The following is a 17,934-nucleotide window of genomic DNA, read 5'->3' on the forward strand; positions in this document are numbered from 1 at the left end:
GTTCAGTCCCTCGGCCGCGGACGCTGGATCTCCGGGTGGCGGGCGACGCCGGTTGCGATCTCGAGACCGGCCCGTGTCGCCTCGACCACGATGAAATCGGAACGATCATCGTAGATCACCAAGCCGTTCTCCCGCAGCCATGCCAGTTCGCCCAGCACCTGTGAGCGCGTGGAGGGGATGCCGACACCGTCGAGCACATCCCCGAGGATCGAAGCATTTGACGTGTACTCGGCGCAGCTCTCAAGGTGGCGCAGGATCGCCAGTCGGCGGTGCTTGCGCAGGGTCTCCGCATAATCGCTCATCGCTTGCCTCCGTCGAGCAGGTGTTCTTCGTGGCGGGTCACAACCTGTTCTAGCCGGGCCATGATCGCGCCGTTGCCCTCCATCACCGCCCGGATTTCCTTCATGTTGCCGCCCATCTCGGCCATCAGCATCTCGACCCGATGCAGGTCTTCGCGGCCCGGCATGTTGTGGACCGATTGCTCAAGCGACTGAAGTCTCAGATCGTGACGATCCATCCGCTTCGAGCCTTCTGCAAACCGGTCTTCGACCTGCTCAAACTTCGCGTCGATCCCCGATTTCACCACCGTGAACTGATCTTCGACCGCCTTCCGGCGCGTGCGGAAAAAGGTGAAGATGATATTGCCGAGCGCAAGGAGCAGCCCGAGGCTCACGGTCCAGTCGAAAACCAGCGCACCCATAGCTGCCTGAGCGAAGGCCGGGGTGGCGGCGAGGATCGCCGCCGCCGTGAGCGCAAGATACCTCATGTCTTGCCCCACTTCCTGGCGGCGACGTCCTTGACCGTGTGCCCGCCCATGTAGAGGCCGAGATAGACGGCTGTGAGCTGGAACAGAACCGCGACGTCGATGGGCGGCAGGGCAATCTTGAAGATTGCGTTGAGCGAATGCAGGACTACGACATTCCAGAGCCAGAGGAACCCGAGCAGATACATCCCGCCCGGCCGCCAGGCCCGCATCCAGAGCGGCCCGTCGGTATCGACCTGAAGCGCGGACATCTGGTACTCCAGTCCCTTGGTGTAGAGCGAGATCAGCGCGGGTGACATTGCCTCGGTAGCGGAAATGGCGTCGCGGATGAGGTCGGGATCGGACTGCGCCAGCCCCTCGACCGCGTCGGGTGTCACCCCGGCAAACTGGGCAATACTCTCGATCACCGACGTGACCAGCTCGGAGTTTTCGGCCCCGATCTTGCGAGCGATGATCTTGGATACGAGGGGCGCGCCAACCGAAACGGCCAGCCCGATCAGGGCGGATGACATCTAGAACCTCCGAAGGGTGCGGGCGAGACCCGGTGCGATGTTTTGGACCTTGGCCGCGATCACGTCGCGGTAGGACCAGGCGAGGCGGAGCGCGATGAGAGCAACCAAACCGGCCACGACCCAGAGCGCCCAGTCGGGCACGGCGAGACCGGCGGCGTCGGCGCCCTCGGTGCCTGCAGCGCCCGTGGCTGCGCCAGTGGTGGCGGTGGCGGCCTTGCGGGTCGCGTCGAGGCGTCGCTGCAGCGTCGAGAGCGTGGCGCGCCCGATGATACCGTCGACGTTGAGATCGTGCTCACGCTGGAACCGGGTGACGGCGTCGCGATGAACGCCGCCACCGTCATTGCCCGGGGCGTAGCCGAGCTTCGCGAAGGCGGCGCGGATGCGCGCGATCTCGTCGCGGTCGACTGGCAGCGCCCATTTGGCGACGTCGCTGTCGGCGGAACTGGCCTTCGGGACTTCACCGAGCAGGCCGTAATCGCCGTAGCGCATGATCTTGAACTCGCGGGCGCGGCGGCGGGTGAGGCCCGGCAGTACCTTGCCGCCACCCTTGTTCCACAGCACGATCTTCGCCGAGACCCGATCCCAGTCGCGCGTGCGCCAAGCCTTCACCCAGCTTGCCCGCCCGATCGCGCCGGTGTTGAAGTGGAACAGCACGCCGCCGTCGAACTCGTGCGCTTTCGCAGATGGCATCGCCTTGGCCACCGCAGGCTCGTAGTTGCGCCGCAGCGCCTGGCGGAGAAGATCCGAGGACTGGCCCGCCGTGATCACCATGCCGGGCTTCGGATCGATCACGCCGGACGCGGCGGTCAGGCCGACGCCGATGGTCATCTTGCCAGCCGGGCAACGGTAGGCCTTGAGCACCTCGCCCTCCTCCTGCTTCAGCACCGCAATGCCTTTGCTCGACGTCGTCGCCATAAGCTGCCCCCTGGGGTTGTTCCCTCGGACAGTCGCAAATCATGTGGGCAGAATATCCCCTGACACCTGTCATGGGGGCGGGCGGATCGATGCCTCGGCGCACTCTGGCAGAGCGGCCTGTGGCTTGTCAAAGGGGCAGCCGACCTTGCCGCGCGTCAGCGTCTGCGGCATCGAGATCGGCCTTGATCCGGGCCACGGTGCGCTGATGCATGTCGCAGGCAAGCGCCACTTCCCTGACTGATTTTCCAGCCCTCAGCATCTCCCGGGCGTCGTGGCGACGCGCGCCCTGGCCGCGCATGAAGGCGCACGGAAGAGTGATCCTGCCCCTACCCAAATCACGGATGAGCGCGTCGGTCGCTTTCACGCCGATGATCCCTGCGAGCTTCGAGCCATCGGCGCGGGCGGGGATCTCGATATCGGTGCCGCCGCGCGCCTTGAGGAGCTTGACGGTCAGATCCAGCCCGATCAGCGCCTCGATTTCGGCGGCGACCCCTGGAAGCTCATTACTCATCGCGCTCCCCCCGCCGCGCCACCTGGCGCTGGCCCGTTTCGGGTTGCGACGCGAGCAGCACGGTGGTGACAACCCCATCGCGGATCTTGTAGACGAACCCGCCGATCTGGACCCCGCACGCCCCGAGATCCGCGCCACGGTCCACCTTCCGGCCGATCTCACGGCGGATGGTCTCCACGTCCATGCCGGGCACCCGCTCAAGGTAGCGGATCACGGCATGGTCGCTGACCTGGACGCGGGGCTTCTTGATCATCGCTCCAGCTCGATCCCTTCGCGCACACACCACGCCTTCAGCGCCTCGACCACATCGTTGATCTGGTCCGCGTCACGCATCGCGTCGATGTCGATGGGCAGGTGGCCCCACTTGGCCTCGAACCGAGCACGGATGAAGGCGTTGAGCCCCTTCGCGCCGGGCACCTTCACGACCCCGGCCTCGTTGAGCAGCCGCCAGAGCACGTGGGCAAAGCGCAAATCGCCCCGCGGCGCGCGCTTGCGAGGGCCGCGGGAAAGACGAAAACCCATCCGCTTCATCTCGCTGACCACCAGCCGCAGTTCGCGGGCATCCATGTCGGAAAGGCTGGTCTTGCCCGTCACCCGCAGTTGCAGATCGTGGCGGGCGTCGCCATCAAGGCCGAGCTCGCGGCAGGCGGCAAAGATGGTGCGGCGCAGTGTAGCGCTCATGGGCGGGCCTCCACGGTGGCAAGCAGCTGGTCCACATAGGCCTCCGCCAGCGCGCGCGCCTCCGCCCCCGAGACGCGCAGCTCGCCGCGCGGGGTGCGCATGATCCGGCGCGCCACCGCCAATGCGTCATGCATCGGTCGTGCGTCGTCCTCGATCAGATCGAACCGGCGATACTCGCCGATCACCTGGGCAGACCGGCTGCGCAGTCGGTCGAGTTCATTTTCATAGAGCGGATCAGCCTTGATCCGGGTATCGGCTTGCGCGACGTATTCGCTCACGGTTTTGGCATCGTAGCCACCGAGCTGGCGACCGATCTCGTTCAGCGACAGATCGAGCACCGCGCGCATGAGCCAGGCGCACTTGCGCCGCATCTCCACGACGCCGCGCTGGCGGTTCTCGCCAAGCACCACGCGTGGGGCGACATCATGCGCCTCAGCCACCACCGCGACGATGGCGAAGGCTTCCCGGTCGAAGTCGAGGTGGGCGAAAGCGGTCATCGTCTCACCTCACGCCTTCGCCAGATCAATGGTGATCGCCTGCCAGGGGGCGTCCTGGGCGGCGCGGCGGTAGCACCGCACGTAGGTCTTCGATCCGACCACCCGCATGGCATCGCGGATCGCCTGCATCGCCTGCGCCCAGCGCGCGTCGTCGATCTCCAGCCTCAGCAGCATGAAGATCTCGGAGCGGTTGATCTGGCCCGCCTTGTCGGTATTGAAGGCGCGGGTGACGATGGTGCGGATCTCCGGGCGGCTGTCGGCAGACCACTCGTTGAGGCACTCATCGACCAGCCCCTTGGCGATCTGCAGCTCGGGGCCGAAGTCGATGTAATCGGCCACCTGCACCTGCACCTTGAAGAGCCCGTCGAAGCTCATGAAGGTCTTGTTGCCGCGCGCGCCGCCCTTGGTGAGCCCGTAGTCCTGCGCCAGCAGCGCCTCGAAATCGCCGAGATCCTCGAAGGTGTGCGCCTTGAACCGGGCAACCTGGTCGGAAAGCGCGTCCGCGTAGCCGATCACCTTGCGCACCATCTCGTCCTCGAGCTGGTGCTGCGGCTTGATCAACTCCACCGGCACGAGGTTGCCCTTGGCGTCGGTCATGTAGGGCTTGCCGTCGATCTCACGACGGCCGTCGGGGATGGGATGGGGGGTGAACTCGGTCATACTTCGGTCTCCTCTGAGTTGGCGTCGAGAAGCGCCGCAGCGGCATCGAGAGACAGTTTCTCGGCGGCGTTCTGGATGCTCTCGTAAAAACCGTCTATTCCGTCGGGGCGGATGTGGATTTCATCCAGGTGTCGCGAGATATCGGTGGCGACAAACTCCGCGAACTCGTAGTTGTCGCCGACCTCAATCCGCAGCGCCTCCAGCAAGTCCGCGAGGCCGATATCTCCGCGCACGATCGCCTCGGCAATCTCACTTTCGGAAATGCTGACATACATGCTCATGGTCGTCTCCTTCTCACACGTCGGAAATTGCCACCGGCGCTGGCTTCGGCGTGGCGGCGGGTTTCGATACAGGCGCGGCGTTCTGCAGGAACCTGTCGGCGAACCAGGCGAGCGCGATGATCTTCACCGGGCTCAACCGCTCCCAGCCGCGCGGCCCGGCCTGCACCTCGGTCTTGGCCTCGGCCGCGAGCCGGGTAAGCTCGGCGGCGCTGATCCGCACAGGCCCGCCGAGGGGCGTGAGGTTGTATATGATCTCGGTCATTTCCTCTCGGCCTCCTTGAAGATCGGGCAGCGGGTGCAGGCGCGGTACATCCGCACCCGCATCGCGTTGGTCGACATGAAGTGGCGGGCCTTGCTGCGCCAATCGCGGCACTCAGCGAGCGGCAGCTCCCCGAGCGACGGGCAGCTCACCAGCTCGGCCATGATCTTGGCGCGCACAAGCTCTTCGACGACGACCATCGAGCCGGTGTAGCGGCGATGGAGCACCTGGCTGACCAGGGCGCCCGAGCGTCCGATCCGGGCAGCGGCCTTGGCCTGCGAGGTCTGCGCCGCCTCATCGGCCAGCGCGACGATCCAATCCGGCGCGTCGTCCCCCCAGGCCTCGCGTATGGTGGCGAGCGGGTTTGTATCCTTGAGGATCGTCATTGCCCGCTCCCCGGGACATGCACGAGCCGTTCCTCGTTGGCGTCGTAGATCGCGCGCACCCGTTTCTCGACTGGCGGGCGCGGCCCGGTGTCGTTGATCAAGCGGTAGATCGCCTCGTTGACGCCGGATTTGGCTTTGCGCACCACGCGCACGTAGCCGCCGCGCAGGAGGATCGCGCAGAAGGCCCGCGCAGCTTGAAGGTCCACCTCGGCACCGGGCACCGACGCCCAGGCGGTGAGGTCCACCGGAGTGAACTCCCGCATCCGGCGCGCCGTGCGCCACATGTTCGTCTGGGCATCCCCTTTGAGCTGGCCAAATGTGCTCAGCTCACCCTCAGCGCCGCGCTTGCCTGCCTCCGTCAGGGCAAGCAGCTTCGACCGGCGTGGATCAAGGCCAACCTCTTCGATCCAGCCATCATCGCGGAGGCGATTGAGCACCTCGCGCAGCTGCCCCTCCTGGGCGTCGAGAGCGACGCGGAGCGCGCCCTTGGTGAAGGCGGCTCCGCCGCGTAGCCGGCTCAGTAGGCGGAGGCGGAGCGACACGCTCGTGTGCTTCTGGATCGGCCCCCTCATGCGATGTTCCTCCGCGCAACCGGGGCCTCGCCGGTGAAGAGCGCGCGCTTGCCCCAGTCCTCGGCCGTCACCCGGTCAAGCCCCTGCGTGCGGGCGTGTTCCGCGACACGCGAGAGGTTCACGCAGATGCGCCGCACCGAGGCGTGCGAGGCGCGCAGGATCGCGGCCCGCAGGTCTTCGGAGATATCCACGCCAGCGGCGTAGATCGGCGCCAACATCGCCACGTCCGCCATGCTGCCGGGCTGGGCACCGACCCAGTCGAGCATCCGTCCGTGAACCCGCTCCCACTGCTTGAGCTTTTGCGGCATCTCCTCCTCGCCGATCAGGATGACCGGCGCTCCCGAGCCCTCGTGGATGTCGCGCACGATCTCGATGGTGCGCTTCTTCACCAGGTGGTCGGCTTCGTCGATCAAGAGCGGCGTGCCTGAATAGGCGAGTTGCTCGGATATCCGTTCCACCATGTGTCCGATCGTTTCGCTGCGCTTCAGGCTGGCCCCGGTCTCACGCAGGATCGCCTCGCACAGCATCTTGGGCGACCAGGCGCTCTTGACCTGGACGAGGACCGCCTGGAACCGGTTGGCCGCATAGATGCCCGCCGTGCTCTTGCCGTCGCCCGACCGACCGAAGAAGCAGGCCATGCCCGGCAGCCCGTGCGGCCGGTTCTGCACCCGGTCGACGAGCTCCGTCAGCGCCTGGACATTCGCCAAGGGCGCGACGTTGTTGTAAAGTCTCTGCTCTCCTGCCATTATTCAGCCTCCACTCTGTTGATCCGCCCGCCGAGCCTGGCCGCTCGCGGGCGGCTTTCATTTGGCGAACATCGCCTCTCCGAATTCCGCGTACATCTCGCGCTGCGACCGGTATTCCGGCAGCGTCGCGTAGCCTTCGAACCACTTCATCTCGGCCGTGCCGACGGGCGCGCCACGATCCAGCCGCGCCTCGATATCCAGCGCGCGCTTCAGCCGGTCGAGCTTGGTTTCCGTCTCGCGCTCCGGCTTTGCCGGGGCCTTGAACTCGGCCACGAAGCTCTCGCGCCGGGCCTCGGCCTCCGGGTCGGTCTGCGCTTGAGGCACGGGGCGCTCGACAAGCGGACCATTGCCCCGACCGGCTCCGAACTCAGGGCGTACAACCTTGGCCTCCACCGATGCCGCCGGTGCCGGGGCGAGCGCGTCGAGTTCGGCGGCGAGGTCTTTGGGTCCGAGCGCGCGCTCCTGCTTGAGCAATGCCCGATGCGCCCGTTTGAACGATGCCAGCTGACGTGCTTCGGCCTTGGCGTGCGCCGCATCGAAGAAACCGATCTTCTGCTGGCATTCGGCGTAGCCAAGGAACGCCCCGTCGAGCCCGTAGACATAGGCACCGGCATGAAGGTCTTCCGGATCGAACCGCACCGTCACCCTCTGCCCGACGACCTCTGCCATCCAGGGTGACCAATAGAAGTTGTCAAACAGCTTGAACCGGCCCGATTTGCCGTCGAGCTTCTTGACGTCCTGGCCCATCAGCCAGAGGCGGCGCTGCTCATCGGTCGCCTTGCGGATCGGCGCGCTCGCATAGCTCTCGGCGAAGGTCTCATCGAAGCTCCGCCCCTGGCATGTGGGCGAGAGACGCCCTGGCCGTGCGTTGAGCTCGTCGATCCGCTCATCCAGCACGCGCAGGAAGGTCTCGATCGGCACCGCGTGGCTGCCGTAATTCTCCGGCTTGGCGTCGGGCCGGTTGCCGGTATAGGCCCCGGCGAACCGGATATCCTTGGCGATGATCTCGGCAAAGTCCCGGAAACCCCGCTCGATCGGCTTGGCCTGACCATGGCCGGGCTGCGCCCAGTGAACCTTGATGCCCATCATCGGCAGCACGCCGAGCGGATCGTCGTCGCGCACCTTGAAGCGAAAGCGCGTGGGCGTCCCGCCAGTGAGCCACTTGTTGGCGAACTCGCGACCGTTGTCGAACAGGCAATGGCGCGGGATGCCGTAGCCCTCGATCATATCGCCGAACGCCGCCATAACCGCCACCTTGTTGGGGCTGTGGTCGACCCGCCACGAGAGCAGCTTGCCGGAATAGAGATCCTGGAACACCACGATCTGCGGGCGGTTGATCGTGCCATCCTCCCATTCGACGAAGACATCGATCTTGTGGGCGTCGGCGTTCACGCCTTCCAGCGCCGCCATCTGGGTGCGGTCACGAACCTGCGGCGGGAAGCAGCGGGCAAGCCCCTGTTCGCCCTCGCGGGCAAAGACCTGCACCACGCGCGGCACCAGCTCGTCGAGCCGACGGCGCGCCGTGCGCTCCGGCAGGATCTCCCAGCCCTGATCCGAAGCCAGTCGGGCCGCATCACGGTAGGCCTGCCGGAAGGCCGGTCCGCCAAGTCGCAGATAAAGCGCCTTCAGCCGCTCCCAGAATTCGGGTGAGCCGATGCCCTTGTCGCCGCCGATCGGCCGCGCGGAGCGATACTGATCGGCGAGATATGGCAACCGGTCCTCGGGGGCGATCCCCTCGATCAGACCGCGCCAATTCCAGATCGTGCGCGCGCTCACACCTTCCAGCCTCGCCACCTCGGTGACCGCAAGATTGCGGGTCGTGCCGCCGCGTTCCAGGGCATCGACCTTCTCGATCACCGCGAGACGGTGCCGCGCCTTGTCCTTGTCCTTTTGCGGCAGCCCGTCGAACCACGCCCAGGCCTCGCCGCGCTCCATGCGCGCAGGCGCGTCATCCTGCGTCCCGGCCTCCGCGAGCAGTTTGCGCCGTGCGGTGAGCGGGAACAGCTCCCAAGAGTATTCCCAGCCGCCGCCGCGCCCCAACCGCCGCCGCGCCCGCATCGGGTCGGACTGCCAGCCCTCGCGCGCGGCCATCGCATTCACGCGGCGCTTCGTCGTCGGCATGCCGGGCAGGCCCGAGGCGGCGATTTCGGCAGCGGTCCACCAGGTCTGGCGCGGAGTGACGGTCACCGATCCCTCCGCTCGTGCTCGTCGGAAACGAGGTCCGCGACAGCGTCGAACTGTTCGGCGACGAAGGCACGCCTGACCTCCAGCGGAGCGCGCTCCCAGGCCTCGACCAGCCGTTGAAGGGCCTGTTCACGGGGCGATTTAACGGCTGGTTTCTCGCCCCTCTCGGCGGCCAGAGCGCGCCGCGCGGCGGCGGCGTTCTTCGCCTTGCCGTTGGTCAGCGCGATGCACACCTGCTTGCGCTCGTGCTCATCACCGATCTTCGAGAGGGCTTCGAGGTCCTTGCCTGTCGGCTGTTTCGGCGCTTCGCGCAGCCAGCGGATTTCGTCACTTGAGAGCGCGAGACCCGCCCGAAGCAACTTGTAGACCGTGCTCTCACTACAGGCCATTGCCTCTGCCGACGAAGCTGCGAAGCTGCTAACTGTCATGTTTACAGTTAGCTGACCGTGGCGCGCTTTTCCGCCTGCAAAACCCCGCCTCGCCTCCGGGTGCACCTTCTCGTAGACCTTCTTGCGCTCCGCCAAGAAAACCGCCGTATCGAGCGGGGTCAGATCGGCACCGGCAAGGTTGTCGTCGATCTCGCACATCAGCGCCCAGTCGGCGGTGCAATCCCAAAGCTTGTAGGGCACCTCGATCCCGAGGCGGCGTGCGGCCTCCAGGCGATGAGCGCCCGCGATCAGCCGTGGCGCACCCTCTTTCATCTTGCGCAGGTCGATCGGGTCCTTGATCACACCGATCTCTTCGTAGGACGTCAGAACCGATTGAACACCGGCTTCACTCACTGGCCGCAGGCGCTTGCCGACTTCGATGTCGTCGGGCCGAATGGTGCCGGTGCCGATGACCTTGCCTTCACGCATCATCCGGCCCTTTCGTCATCGTGTAATAGAACCGCCGCCCGCTGCCCTTCACCCGAACCACCTCGCAGGCGATCTCCGCCCCATGCGCGCGCAGCTCGGCAATGCAGGAGTTCACCGCGCAAACATTGGCCCGGCGCACGATCTGTCGCGTCGTGTGGGGCTTGCCGTCCTTGAGCACGGCGAGCACACGCTGCAGGCGGGCGGATGTGAGCGGGGCGGCATGCATCGTCACTTCCCCATCATCGAGCGGTAAGACGGGCTCTCCTGGTCGGGCATTTCCGCGCTGGCCGCCGAGCGGTGCTTTGCACACAGCCGCTGGTGCACACCCTCGCTGAGAAAACGTTCCCCGCAGGAGAGGCAGCACCGCCATGCCCGGCCCGCGCGCGCCGCGATGCGGCGTTTTTCGGCGAGGATCGGTCTGAGCTTCTCGGGGTTGCGGCTTGCGGGCGAAACCTGGCGGCCTTTGTGAAATACCGCCACCATCGCGCTGCCCTCGGCGATGAAGTCGATGCTGAACTCGTCGCGCGCGGTCATGGCCGAAGCACCTCCAAAAAAAACAGCCCGCCGATCAGGATGACAAAGATCGAGATCGCGCCGATCGTGTCGGTGATCCACGGCCACACCAGCCGCCAGCCCCGCGCCAGGGAGGAGGAGGGGCGCGAGGCTGGCAGCCCCCGGACAGGCCGGGGTTCCGGAGTGGAGGAGAAGGTGGCGGCCGGCTCTTGACCGAACCGGGCCGCCGTCCTCTCATCGTCGGTGCCAACAAAACGACGGAGGAATGGGATGAGCGAGATCGAAGAGCGGCTGACAGCCCTGGAGCGCAAGAACGCTGCGCTCCAGGAGCGCTTTGACCTGTACATGGGGTTTTTCATGGGCGTGCTCACGTCACACCTCGAAGAACGCGACATACAGGCGCTCCGCGAGCACATCGAGCGCCGCATCATCGTCGCTCGGAAGTCCATGCAGCTGGGCCTCCTGCAAGATCTTCAAGACATTCTTCACACCCTGGACGCGGCGCGCGCGGCGCCCAGCCCGTAGCGCCGCCATCTCCTCGGGCGGAAAGAACGGTTCAATCGGTCTGCGGTTGCTCATCACGCGGCTCCTTCGTGTCCAAAAACCCTGTCCAGACGCTGCCAGTAGAGGTGGATGGCCGACTTCTTCGGGCAGCGATCCCCGAACTTTTCCGCACCGATCTTCTCGGCGCGAAGCAACGACATTTGCCGGTGAGCCTGGGTCAGGAATGTCCGAACCGGCACGTCGTGCCACCAGGCTGGCCGACGCCCGTTGGGCCAGATCGGCGCATTTGTAACTTCGGCGATTACCTCGGCGTCATAGTCGACCAGATAGGCCGCGGCCGGGCGCCCGGAGGGGCGTGGCATGGCGCAGGCCCAATCGAGATCGGATGGCCAGACCGCATCGAACCAGTCGAGCACCCGCTCGGCCGTCGCAGTCCGGCAATCGCTGCCCGCTTCGAGTTTCGCGAAGAACCTGCCTTTGCCCATGGCGCGACCGGAAATCGCCTCGACCGAAACCCCTTCATGGCGCGCCAACGCCGCCGCAAGGCTGACAAGGGCTGTCGTTTGTCGGGAAGCGAACGTCATCACTTGCCTCCCTTGAACTGGGCCGCGTGCTCAAGAAGGCGGCGGGCGTAGGCCTGTTCCACGAATTCGCGCCCGGCGGCATCGATCATCTTTTCCAGCGCCGCGCGCCCGACCGGCCCGCGCGATTGCCCAAAAGTGGCATTGCGCGCCACCTCGACCTTGATCCCGTTGCGCTTGCACCAGGCGTTGAGATTGTCGCCGTTAGCGCGAAACGCCCCCACGAGCGTCTCATGCAGGATCGCGCCCGGCTGGAATTTCGCTTTCGCGTCTGTCATTGTGCTACCCGTGTCGCTTGCCTTGGTAGCATCATAATGGATATTTTCCACTGTTACATCAAGTGGAAAATATCCATTCCCTCGTTGGAGTGGAAAATGTCCACTATCGCCCTAAAAATAAAGCAACTTCGCGCCAAATCAGGCCTCACACAGGATGGCTTTGCTGAAGCTCTCGGGGAGAAGCCCTCCAAAATCCGAGATATCGAATCGGGTCGGCAACGGGTGAACGACCAGTTTGTTGCCAAGTTAGTGGAAATCTTCCCTGTCGATCTAAACTGGTTGTTCTCTCTCAACGATGAAGGCGAAACCCAACCCCCGATTGGCCCCGCTGATGGAAACAAACCGTTATCAGGTGATGTTCAGATTTTTGGGCAGGACTATAACGCGATAAAGGTCTACGAGATCGAAGCTTCAGCCGGGAATGGTATCGTGCCCGCTGCCGAGGAGGCCGCGCACCAGGTGGCTTTCACCCGTAGCTGGCTCATTCGTCACGGGATAGCGGCCGACCTCGCGGGGCTTGTCCGCGTGAAGGGTGACAGCATGGCTCCTACCATCCCCGATGGGGCTTGGGTGCTGGTCGATTTTCGCGCCCATGGCGACTGGTCCTCGCCGGGCATCTACATCGTCCGCCACGAGGGCGCGATCCTGATAAAGCGCCTTCAGCGTCCGAACGGAAAGCAGCATCTCGAAGGCTGGGTGGTGATGATTTCGGATAACCTCGCTTACCCCCCTTTGGTCGTGCACACAGCTACGGCTGACGATTTCCAACCTATTGCGCGGGTCAGAATGGTGCTCGCGCCATTATAGACCGGGCAATGAGGTCATTGGCGAAGTCGTCTGGTCGGGGCATACTTGGAGGTGAAGAGGCCAACTAACACTATGTTCAGAATTTGGGAGTGTACGATTTGAGCAAAGATGCATCCGCCGAGGACTACGTGAGGGGTGTCGTGGCCCTCGGTCTGATCGGGTTGTTTGCCTGGTTCTATTTCACCAAGGACGACACCGCGAACGACAAGACAGAAACTGTGGCGCCGATCATCGAAGTCGACCCCGAGGAAGCGGCTCGCAAGGCTGCCGAGGAGGCCGAGGAGAAACGTTACGGGCAGCACTGCCTGAGCCCGTGGGACGGGAGCCAGACCGAGTTCGTTCGCAGGGTCAAGAATCGCCTGAACGATCCGAAGAGTTTCGATCATGTCGAGACCAGGACATGGCCTGTCGACCCGGAAGGCCGTAACCGCCTCCTGATGACGTTTCGCGCCCAGAACGCCTTTGGCGGCGTGGTCCTCTCCAAGGCTATCGGCACGTTCGACAACGAGACCTGCGATGCCACCGTCGAAGCGATAGAGTAGCGAAAACCGCGTCCCAGTTCGCAAACCGGAACCTGACACCGCTGACAGGTCAAGCCGCTGTTTTCACGCTTCTTTTCGCTTTCTGGGACGCGCGCCGCTTTCTGGGACGCCAACGTCCCGGTTCCGCACGCCGGTTCGGCCCTGATCTTCGCGGTTGCCGTTGGCTTACGAGGGCATTTAAGCCTTGTTTGAAAGGCCATGCAGCAGCTCACCCCGCGCATCGCGCCAGCGCCCCGCCTCGAAGCCCCTCCGCCGCGAAATGCCCCATTTCCGGTGTCACTGCATGACAAGCCCGCGGCGTCGCCCATCGTGCACGCCACCCACTTTCGCCCCTTATTTCCAAGCCCCTACCGTCATTGCCCGTCCACAGACGGCCTCTTCCGGCTTCACTGCAGCACCCGGTGTCAACGCACATGGAGCAGAAAGCCGAAACCCTTCACCGGCGGCGCGCGTCAGTCGTCAAGGAGATGTTCATACCGGGCGTCGGTCAGCGTCTCCATGAAGGCCACCAGCGCGTCCACGCGGCGGTCATCGAGCGCGGGGCCGTGGGTGAGCTCATCCATCGAAAGCGTGCCCGGCACCTCCGGGTCGCGGAACGGCGCGCCGGTCTCCGGGTTGATCAGCCGCTCCGGATCGCGGGTGTTGAACATGTTGTAGAACAGCACGACGGTGCGCAGGTCCTCGAACACCCCGTTGTGCATGTAGGGGCCGGTGACCGCGACGTTGCGCAAGGTTGGCACCCTGAATTGTCCATCTGTCTCCGGCTCGTCGACCGCAGGGTTGGCGAGAAGGCCGTGGTCGATCCCGTCAAAGCCGGTCATCGAGCGCACCCTGTCGTTCACCGGAACGCCGATGTTGTGATACTCGTAGTTCGAAAAGGTCTCGTCTGGCGCGATCAGCGAGGGGCGCAACTGGTGGCAAAGGTTGCAATTGGTAAACTGCTCCGAGAAAAACAGGATCCGGCCAAGTTCCTCTTCCGGGGTCAGGTCCACCTCGCCGCGCAGAAACCTGTCATACTTGCTGTCGAACGGCGCAAACAGATCGGTGCGCTCGAAAGCGGCGATCGCCTCGGTCATGGCGCGATAGGCGGCGTCGGTATCGTCCCAGACATCGCGGCCGAAATGCGCCGAGAACGCCTCGACATAATCGGGGTTCTCGGCCAGCCGCGCCACCACGCTCTGCTTGTCGGGCATCCCCATCTCGATCGGGTTGAGTGGCGGCCCCCCCGCCTGCCCTTCGAGATCGGCTTCGCGCCCGTCGAGAAACTGCCCGCCGCGATAGACGCCGGGATCGAGCTTCTCGAAGCGCGGCGAGAACATCGCGTAAGCCGCGGTCGGGGTGTTGCGGTCGCCGAGGCTCTCGCCGTCGTCGCCAAGCGAAACCATCCGCCCCAGTTCGGTTTCGCGCGGATCGGTGAAGCCGAAGGCAGGGTCGTGGCAGGTGGCGCAGGATTGCGTGCGGTTCCACGAAAGGTTCACGTCGAAAAACAGCGCTTCGCCGAGTGCGTCGAGTCGCATCGGCTCGGCCATTGCCGCCAGCGGCAAAAGGGCAGAAGCGGCGAGAAACAGGGTGTTTTTCATATGTCGGCCTCCGGGCAATGCCGCCGTATTGCCTCGGTTTGAGGCAAGGCACCTTGATCCTGATCAAAAAACTCAGGATCAGCAAGCGCCACAAGCGCCACAAACGCCATTGGGGCGCGGGCGAACCCGCGCCCCTGCGGGACGAGCCTAGCGGCCCCGGTGCTTGCCGGTCAGCGGAATCGGCTTCACCTTCTTGTCAAAGCCGCCCTTGGCCGGCTGGCCATGGTGATGCGCGGGAGCGCGATCGGGTTTCGGGGCGCGGTGGTTCTTGTCGGCTTGCACCGCTGCCTTGCCCGCCGAAGCGGGGGACCTGGGTTTGTCGGTCATGGAGACCTCCTGTTCGGATAAGTGTCAGAACGCCCGAAGGCGCAGAAGTTCAATCAGCCACGAGGCCTTCTGGTGCAGAAAAAACTGTCGCGAAAACCTGGCCGACGCGTGGAGCGCGTCAGCGGATGCGGCGGGCGAAAAAGCCAAGCGAGATCATCGTCAGGGCACTCCTCTCAGGTCAGGGAATTCTGACACCGCGCCGGGATCGAGTCAATCGCCCGCGAGGCGTCGGCCCTGGTCGCTCAATTGGTAAACCCCGGTCGAGACACGCTCGAACCAGCCATAATGGTTCGCGCGCATCATCTCGGTCGCCCGCGCCACCCCGGTCGCCCGCGCCACCTCCGCCCCCCGGCTCGCGCCCCGTTCGGCGAGGTAGGCGGCAATGCGTTCGGCCTCCTGCCGGTAGGCGGTCATCACCTTGCCCCGGGTGCCGCCGGTGTTGGGGTCGCCGTCGCGCCGGGCGAACTCGCCCAGAAGCCGCGCCTTGCGTTTGGGCGACTTGCGGGGGCGGAACGGCACCGGCTCGGCATGGACCTGCACGAACCCGTCGTCGAGGCGCACCGAAAGCACGCCCAGCCCAAGCCGTCTGCACAGACCGATATTGCCCTTGAACGCCTTCCACCCGGCCCGACCCTGCCAGCGCGGCACCGCGACATAAACCGCATCGGTGATCGCCTGCCGGGCCACCGCCTGCTGCAGGAGCGTCAGCGAGAACCCGGCCTTGAGCTCGACCACCAGCACATCGTCGCCCGCCACGGCGATCACATCGGCCGGCCCCACCTCGGCCTTGACGGTATAACCGGCGGCTTCGAGATGGGCCTTCACCGGAGGGTAGAGATCGGTTTCACGCAGTCGGGCCATGGCCGCCATCTAACCCCGTTGTGCCCGGGCGCGAAAGGCCGTGGCGCGCCCGCCGCGATGCCGCGTCTGCGAACGGCCCCGTGACAAGCTTCCGCCCCCGTCCTATAACGCCCGCAACTTCCTCACGACGAACGGACACATGCCATGACCACCCTCGTTTTCGGCCACAAATCCCCCGACACCGATTCCACCGGCTCGCCCATCATCTGGGCCTGGTATCTCAACGAGGTGCGCGGCACAGAGGCCGAGGCGGTGCTGCTGGGGGAGCCCAACACCGAGGCCGCCTTCATGCTCAAGCGGTGGGACGTGCCCAAGCCCCGGATCATCGCCGATGTCGAGGCCGACCAGCCTTGCGTGATCGTCGACACCAACAACCCTGCCGAACTGCCCGCCAACATCAACGCCGCCGACGTGCGCCAGATCGTCGATCACCACAAGCTCGCCGGCGGGCTGGAGACGAAAGGGCCGATCGACATCACCATCCGCCCGCTCGCCTGCACCGCGACGATCCTTTACGACCTGATGGGCGACGACACCGCCAAGATGCCCGACTGGGTGCGCGCGCTGGCGCTGTCCTGTATCCTCTCGGACACGCTCGAATTCCGCTCGCCCACGACCACGCCGCACGACCGCGAAGTGGCCGAAGACCTCGCCCATGAACTGGGCGTTTCCATCCCCGACTATGCCGCCGAATTGTTTGCCGCCAAGTCCGACGTGTCGGCCTTCACCGACGCCGAGCTTCTGCGGATGGACTCGAAGGAATACACCGTGGGCGGCAAGAAATTCCGCGTTTCGGTGCTGGAGACGACCGCGCCCGAAATCCCGCTCGATCGCAAGGCAAGCCTGATGGAGGCGATGAAAATCGTGGCCGAGGAAGATGGCGTCGACCAGGTGCTGCTCTTCGTCGTCGACATCCTCAACGAGGAATCGACCCTGCTGGTGCCCAACGATCTGGTGAAAACGCTGGCGGAAAAGAGTTTCGCCGCCACCGTGACGGGCGACACCGTGGTGCTCCCCGGCATCATGAGCCGCAAGAAGCAGATCATCCCGAACCTCGCGCTCTGAGCATCGGGAAAGGCAAAAGGAAAGGGGCACCCGTGCGGTGCCCCTTTTTTCTTGCCGCGGGCTGTCGTGTCAGGGTTGCGGCGCAACCGGCTGGTAGCCTTGGCGACCGGCGATCTCGATCATGCCTCCCGCCGCCGAGATCACGTTGTTCTCGACCATCTGGGCGAGATACATCCCCGCCGCCTGCGTGCGGCTGCCCGAGCGGCAGACCAGCACGATATCGCGCCCGTCGCCGATCTCGTCCTTGATCGCATCGAGAAAGCTCTGAGGCTCCTGGAAGGTCACCAGCCTGGCACCCTCGATCACGCCGGTCTGATACCATTCCGGCGGGGTGCGGATATCGACGATGAGGGCCCCTGCGGCCTTCATCTCGTCCACACTCATCACCTTGTGTTCAAACCCCTCGATCTTGGGGGCCGCGCCGAAACCGAACATCGCTTGTCTCCTTCTGGGGCCATCGGGCCACATTCATATTCAAGTTGACAAATATGTTGCCCCGGCCCGCGTTCAAAACCATTCCAGCGCGTCACAGGGCCGCAGGTCAACCCCGAAGGTGGGGCGCTCAACTCGGCGGCACGGTTTTGTAGCCGTCGCCGATCACCTTGCGCATGCCACCGTCGACCGAAACGATACGGTTCGGGATGACACCTTCCAGCGCGCGGGCTGCGGCCGCGGTGCGGTTGCCCGAGCGGCAGATCAGCACGAGATCGCGCCCATCGGCAATGGCCGGGCCAACCTGGGCAAGAAAGCTCTCAGGGTCGTTGAAGGTGACGAGCCGCGCGCCGTCGATCACCCCGGTCTCGACCCATTCGGGCGGGGTGCGGATATCGACGATCAAGCCGCCGGTGGCCTGCATCTCCTCGACACTCATGAACCGGTGCTCGAAACCGGCCGCGCTGGTATTGGTCATCGCGTAGCCGATGCCGACGGCACCCGCGAGCGCGCCGATGCCGATGCCAAGAAAGCTGCGTTTGCTGATATTGCTCATCTGGTGGTCTCACATGTCATATTCATTTTGCCATATATGTGCATGGTGATCCGGAATGCCAAGC

At 64.9% G+C, this 17,934-nt stretch carries 29 protein-coding genes; 4 read left to right on the top strand and 25 right to left on the bottom strand.

Features of this window, described 5'->3' with window-relative positions:
- Window positions 1–2: 2 nt before the first annotated feature.
- From B9Y97_RS03290 to B9Y97_RS03375, 18 genes are all read right to left on the bottom strand, one after another.
- A complete protein-coding gene (locus B9Y97_RS03290; RefSeq protein WP_085525418.1) occupies window positions 3–302 on the bottom strand; it encodes a VpaChn25_0724 family phage protein in 300 nt (99 codons plus the stop codon).
- Entirely contained in the window at window positions 299–766 is a 468-nt protein-coding gene (locus tag B9Y97_RS03295) for a DUF2730 family protein (protein WP_254900837.1), read from the bottom strand. The genes B9Y97_RS03290 and B9Y97_RS03295 overlap by 4 nt, the downstream gene beginning before the upstream one ends.
- Window positions 763–1,275 carry a hypothetical protein gene (locus B9Y97_RS03300; RefSeq protein ID WP_085525419.1) on the bottom strand — a complete coding sequence of 171 codons (513 nt, stop codon included), beginning with the start codon at window positions 1,273–1,275 and terminating at the stop codon, window positions 763–765. Before B9Y97_RS03300 ends, B9Y97_RS03295 begins: the two co-directional genes overlap by 4 nt.
- Window positions 1,276–2,190 (bottom strand): glycoside hydrolase family protein, encoded by a 915-nt coding sequence (locus B9Y97_RS03305; RefSeq protein ID WP_085525420.1) that lies wholly within the window; start codon window positions 2,188–2,190, stop codon window positions 1,276–1,278.
- 127 nt (window positions 2,191–2,317) lie between these two features.
- Complete coding sequence (locus tag B9Y97_RS03310) at window positions 2,318–2,701, bottom strand: hypothetical protein (protein ID WP_085525421.1); 384 nt, start codon at window positions 2,699–2,701, stop codon at window positions 2,318–2,320.
- Window positions 2,694–2,954, bottom strand: coding sequence for a hypothetical protein (locus tag B9Y97_RS03315; protein ID WP_085525422.1), 261 nt, complete (start codon window positions 2,952–2,954; stop codon window positions 2,694–2,696). Before B9Y97_RS03315 ends, B9Y97_RS03310 begins: the two co-directional genes overlap by 8 nt.
- Window positions 2,951–3,382 (bottom strand): regulatory protein GemA, encoded by a 432-nt coding sequence (locus B9Y97_RS03320; RefSeq protein WP_085525423.1) that lies wholly within the window; start codon window positions 3,380–3,382, stop codon window positions 2,951–2,953. Before B9Y97_RS03320 ends, B9Y97_RS03315 begins: the two co-directional genes overlap by 4 nt.
- Complete coding sequence (locus B9Y97_RS03325; protein ID WP_085525424.1) at window positions 3,379–3,879, bottom strand: helix-turn-helix domain-containing protein; 501 nt, start codon at window positions 3,877–3,879, stop codon at window positions 3,379–3,381. The genes B9Y97_RS03320 and B9Y97_RS03325 overlap by 4 nt, the downstream gene beginning before the upstream one ends.
- A gap of 9 nt (window positions 3,880–3,888) precedes the next feature.
- Window positions 3,889–4,539, bottom strand: a complete 651-nt coding sequence (locus tag B9Y97_RS03330; protein WP_085525425.1) for a DUF3164 family protein — start codon at window positions 4,537–4,539, stop codon at window positions 3,889–3,891.
- Window positions 4,536–4,820: a hypothetical protein gene (locus B9Y97_RS03335; RefSeq protein WP_139828213.1), complete on the bottom strand. Its 285-nt coding sequence runs from the start codon at window positions 4,818–4,820 to the stop codon at window positions 4,536–4,538. Before B9Y97_RS03335 ends, B9Y97_RS03330 begins: the two co-directional genes overlap by 4 nt.
- A gap of 13 nt (window positions 4,821–4,833) precedes the next feature.
- Window positions 4,834–5,082 (bottom strand): hypothetical protein, encoded by a 249-nt coding sequence (locus B9Y97_RS03340; protein ID WP_085525427.1) that lies wholly within the window; start codon window positions 5,080–5,082, stop codon window positions 4,834–4,836.
- Window positions 5,079–5,465 carry a hypothetical protein gene (locus B9Y97_RS03345; RefSeq protein ID WP_085525428.1) on the bottom strand — a complete coding sequence of 129 codons (387 nt, stop codon included), beginning with the start codon at window positions 5,463–5,465 and terminating at the stop codon, window positions 5,079–5,081. Before B9Y97_RS03345 ends, B9Y97_RS03340 begins: the two co-directional genes overlap by 4 nt.
- Window positions 5,462–6,037, bottom strand: coding sequence for a helix-turn-helix domain-containing protein (locus tag B9Y97_RS03350; RefSeq protein WP_085525429.1), 576 nt, complete (start codon window positions 6,035–6,037; stop codon window positions 5,462–5,464). The genes B9Y97_RS03345 and B9Y97_RS03350 overlap by 4 nt, the downstream gene beginning before the upstream one ends.
- Window positions 6,034–6,783, bottom strand: a complete 750-nt coding sequence (locus B9Y97_RS03355) for an AAA family ATPase (RefSeq protein ID WP_085525430.1) — start codon at window positions 6,781–6,783, stop codon at window positions 6,034–6,036. The genes B9Y97_RS03350 and B9Y97_RS03355 overlap by 4 nt, the downstream gene beginning before the upstream one ends.
- Before the next feature lie 57 nt (window positions 6,784–6,840).
- The gene (locus B9Y97_RS03360) at window positions 6,841–8,970 is read right to left on the bottom strand and encodes a transposase domain-containing protein (protein WP_085525431.1); all 2,130 of its coding nucleotides are present in this window, start codon (window positions 8,968–8,970) and stop codon (window positions 6,841–6,843) included.
- Window positions 8,967–9,824 carry a ParB N-terminal domain-containing protein gene (locus B9Y97_RS03365; RefSeq protein WP_217809432.1) on the bottom strand — a complete coding sequence of 286 codons (858 nt, stop codon included), beginning with the start codon at window positions 9,822–9,824 and terminating at the stop codon, window positions 8,967–8,969. The genes B9Y97_RS03360 and B9Y97_RS03365 overlap by 4 nt, the downstream gene beginning before the upstream one ends.
- The gene (locus tag B9Y97_RS03370) at window positions 9,817–10,056 is read right to left on the bottom strand and encodes a hypothetical protein (RefSeq protein ID WP_176224280.1); all 240 of its coding nucleotides are present in this window, start codon (window positions 10,054–10,056) and stop codon (window positions 9,817–9,819) included. Before B9Y97_RS03370 ends, B9Y97_RS03365 begins: the two co-directional genes overlap by 8 nt.
- Window positions 10,053–10,358 (bottom strand): hypothetical protein, encoded by a 306-nt coding sequence (locus tag B9Y97_RS03375; protein ID WP_085525434.1) that lies wholly within the window; start codon window positions 10,356–10,358, stop codon window positions 10,053–10,055. Before B9Y97_RS03375 ends, B9Y97_RS03370 begins: the two co-directional genes overlap by 4 nt.
- 249 nt (window positions 10,359–10,607) lie before the next feature.
- Between B9Y97_RS03375 and B9Y97_RS03380 the strand changes: the two genes are divergently transcribed.
- On the top strand, window positions 10,608–10,862 hold the full coding sequence (locus B9Y97_RS03380; protein WP_085525435.1) for a hypothetical protein: 255 nt from the start codon (window positions 10,608–10,610) through the stop codon (window positions 10,860–10,862).
- 53 nt (window positions 10,863–10,915) lie between these two features.
- On the opposite strand, the gene B9Y97_RS03385 is transcribed toward B9Y97_RS03380, so the two are convergent.
- Both B9Y97_RS03385 and B9Y97_RS03390 read right to left on the bottom strand, forming a co-directional pair.
- Window positions 10,916–11,425 carry a hypothetical protein gene (locus B9Y97_RS03385; RefSeq protein WP_085525436.1) on the bottom strand — a complete coding sequence of 170 codons (510 nt, stop codon included), beginning with the start codon at window positions 11,423–11,425 and terminating at the stop codon, window positions 10,916–10,918.
- Window positions 11,425–11,700, bottom strand: coding sequence for a hypothetical protein (locus B9Y97_RS03390; protein WP_085525437.1), 276 nt, complete (start codon window positions 11,698–11,700; stop codon window positions 11,425–11,427). The genes B9Y97_RS03385 and B9Y97_RS03390 overlap by 1 nt, the downstream gene beginning before the upstream one ends.
- A gap of 36 nt (window positions 11,701–11,736) precedes the next feature.
- Between B9Y97_RS03390 and B9Y97_RS17875 the strand changes: the two genes are divergently transcribed.
- The gene (locus tag B9Y97_RS17875; protein WP_176224281.1) at window positions 11,737–12,507 is read left to right on the top strand and encodes an XRE family transcriptional regulator; all 771 of its coding nucleotides are present in this window, start codon (window positions 11,737–11,739) and stop codon (window positions 12,505–12,507) included.
- A 98-nt stretch (window positions 12,508–12,605) separates the two neighbouring features.
- Window positions 12,606–13,049: a hypothetical protein gene (locus tag B9Y97_RS03405; protein WP_139828215.1), complete on the top strand. Its 444-nt coding sequence runs from the start codon at window positions 12,606–12,608 to the stop codon at window positions 13,047–13,049.
- A gap of 452 nt (window positions 13,050–13,501) precedes the next feature.
- On the opposite strand, the gene B9Y97_RS03410 is transcribed toward B9Y97_RS03405, so the two are convergent.
- The 3 genes from B9Y97_RS03410 to B9Y97_RS03420 form a co-directional block, all read right to left on the bottom strand.
- The gene (locus B9Y97_RS03410) at window positions 13,502–14,629 is read right to left on the bottom strand and encodes a cytochrome-c peroxidase (RefSeq protein WP_085525439.1); all 1,128 of its coding nucleotides are present in this window, start codon (window positions 14,627–14,629) and stop codon (window positions 13,502–13,504) included.
- Between the two features lie 147 nt (window positions 14,630–14,776).
- Complete coding sequence (locus B9Y97_RS03415) at window positions 14,777–14,956, bottom strand: hypothetical protein (RefSeq protein WP_085525440.1); 180 nt, start codon at window positions 14,954–14,956, stop codon at window positions 14,777–14,779.
- A gap of 210 nt (window positions 14,957–15,166) precedes the next feature.
- On the bottom strand, window positions 15,167–15,817 hold the full coding sequence (locus B9Y97_RS03420) for a DUF2161 domain-containing phosphodiesterase (protein WP_176224282.1): 651 nt from the start codon (window positions 15,815–15,817) through the stop codon (window positions 15,167–15,169).
- Between the two features lie 144 nt (window positions 15,818–15,961).
- Here B9Y97_RS03420 and B9Y97_RS03425 point away from each other — a divergent pair, with 144 nt between their 5' ends.
- A complete protein-coding gene (locus B9Y97_RS03425; RefSeq protein ID WP_085525441.1) occupies window positions 15,962–16,882 on the top strand; it encodes a manganese-dependent inorganic pyrophosphatase in 921 nt (306 codons plus the stop codon).
- Between the two features lie 69 nt (window positions 16,883–16,951).
- Here the strand turns inward: B9Y97_RS03425 and B9Y97_RS03430 are convergent, their stop codons facing one another.
- Window positions 16,952–17,317, bottom strand: a complete 366-nt coding sequence (locus B9Y97_RS03430; RefSeq protein WP_176224283.1) for a rhodanese-like domain-containing protein — start codon at window positions 17,315–17,317, stop codon at window positions 16,952–16,954.
- A 127-nt stretch (window positions 17,318–17,444) separates the two neighbouring features.
- Window positions 17,445–17,870: a rhodanese-like domain-containing protein gene (locus B9Y97_RS03435; RefSeq protein ID WP_085525443.1), complete on the bottom strand. Its 426-nt coding sequence runs from the start codon at window positions 17,868–17,870 to the stop codon at window positions 17,445–17,447.
- Window positions 17,871–17,934: the final 64 nt, after the last annotated feature.

This window comes from Maritimibacter sp. HL-12 (assembly GCF_900177545.1).
In the GTDB taxonomy this organism is placed as follows: domain Bacteria; phylum Pseudomonadota; class Alphaproteobacteria; order Rhodobacterales; family Rhodobacteraceae; genus Sinisalibacter.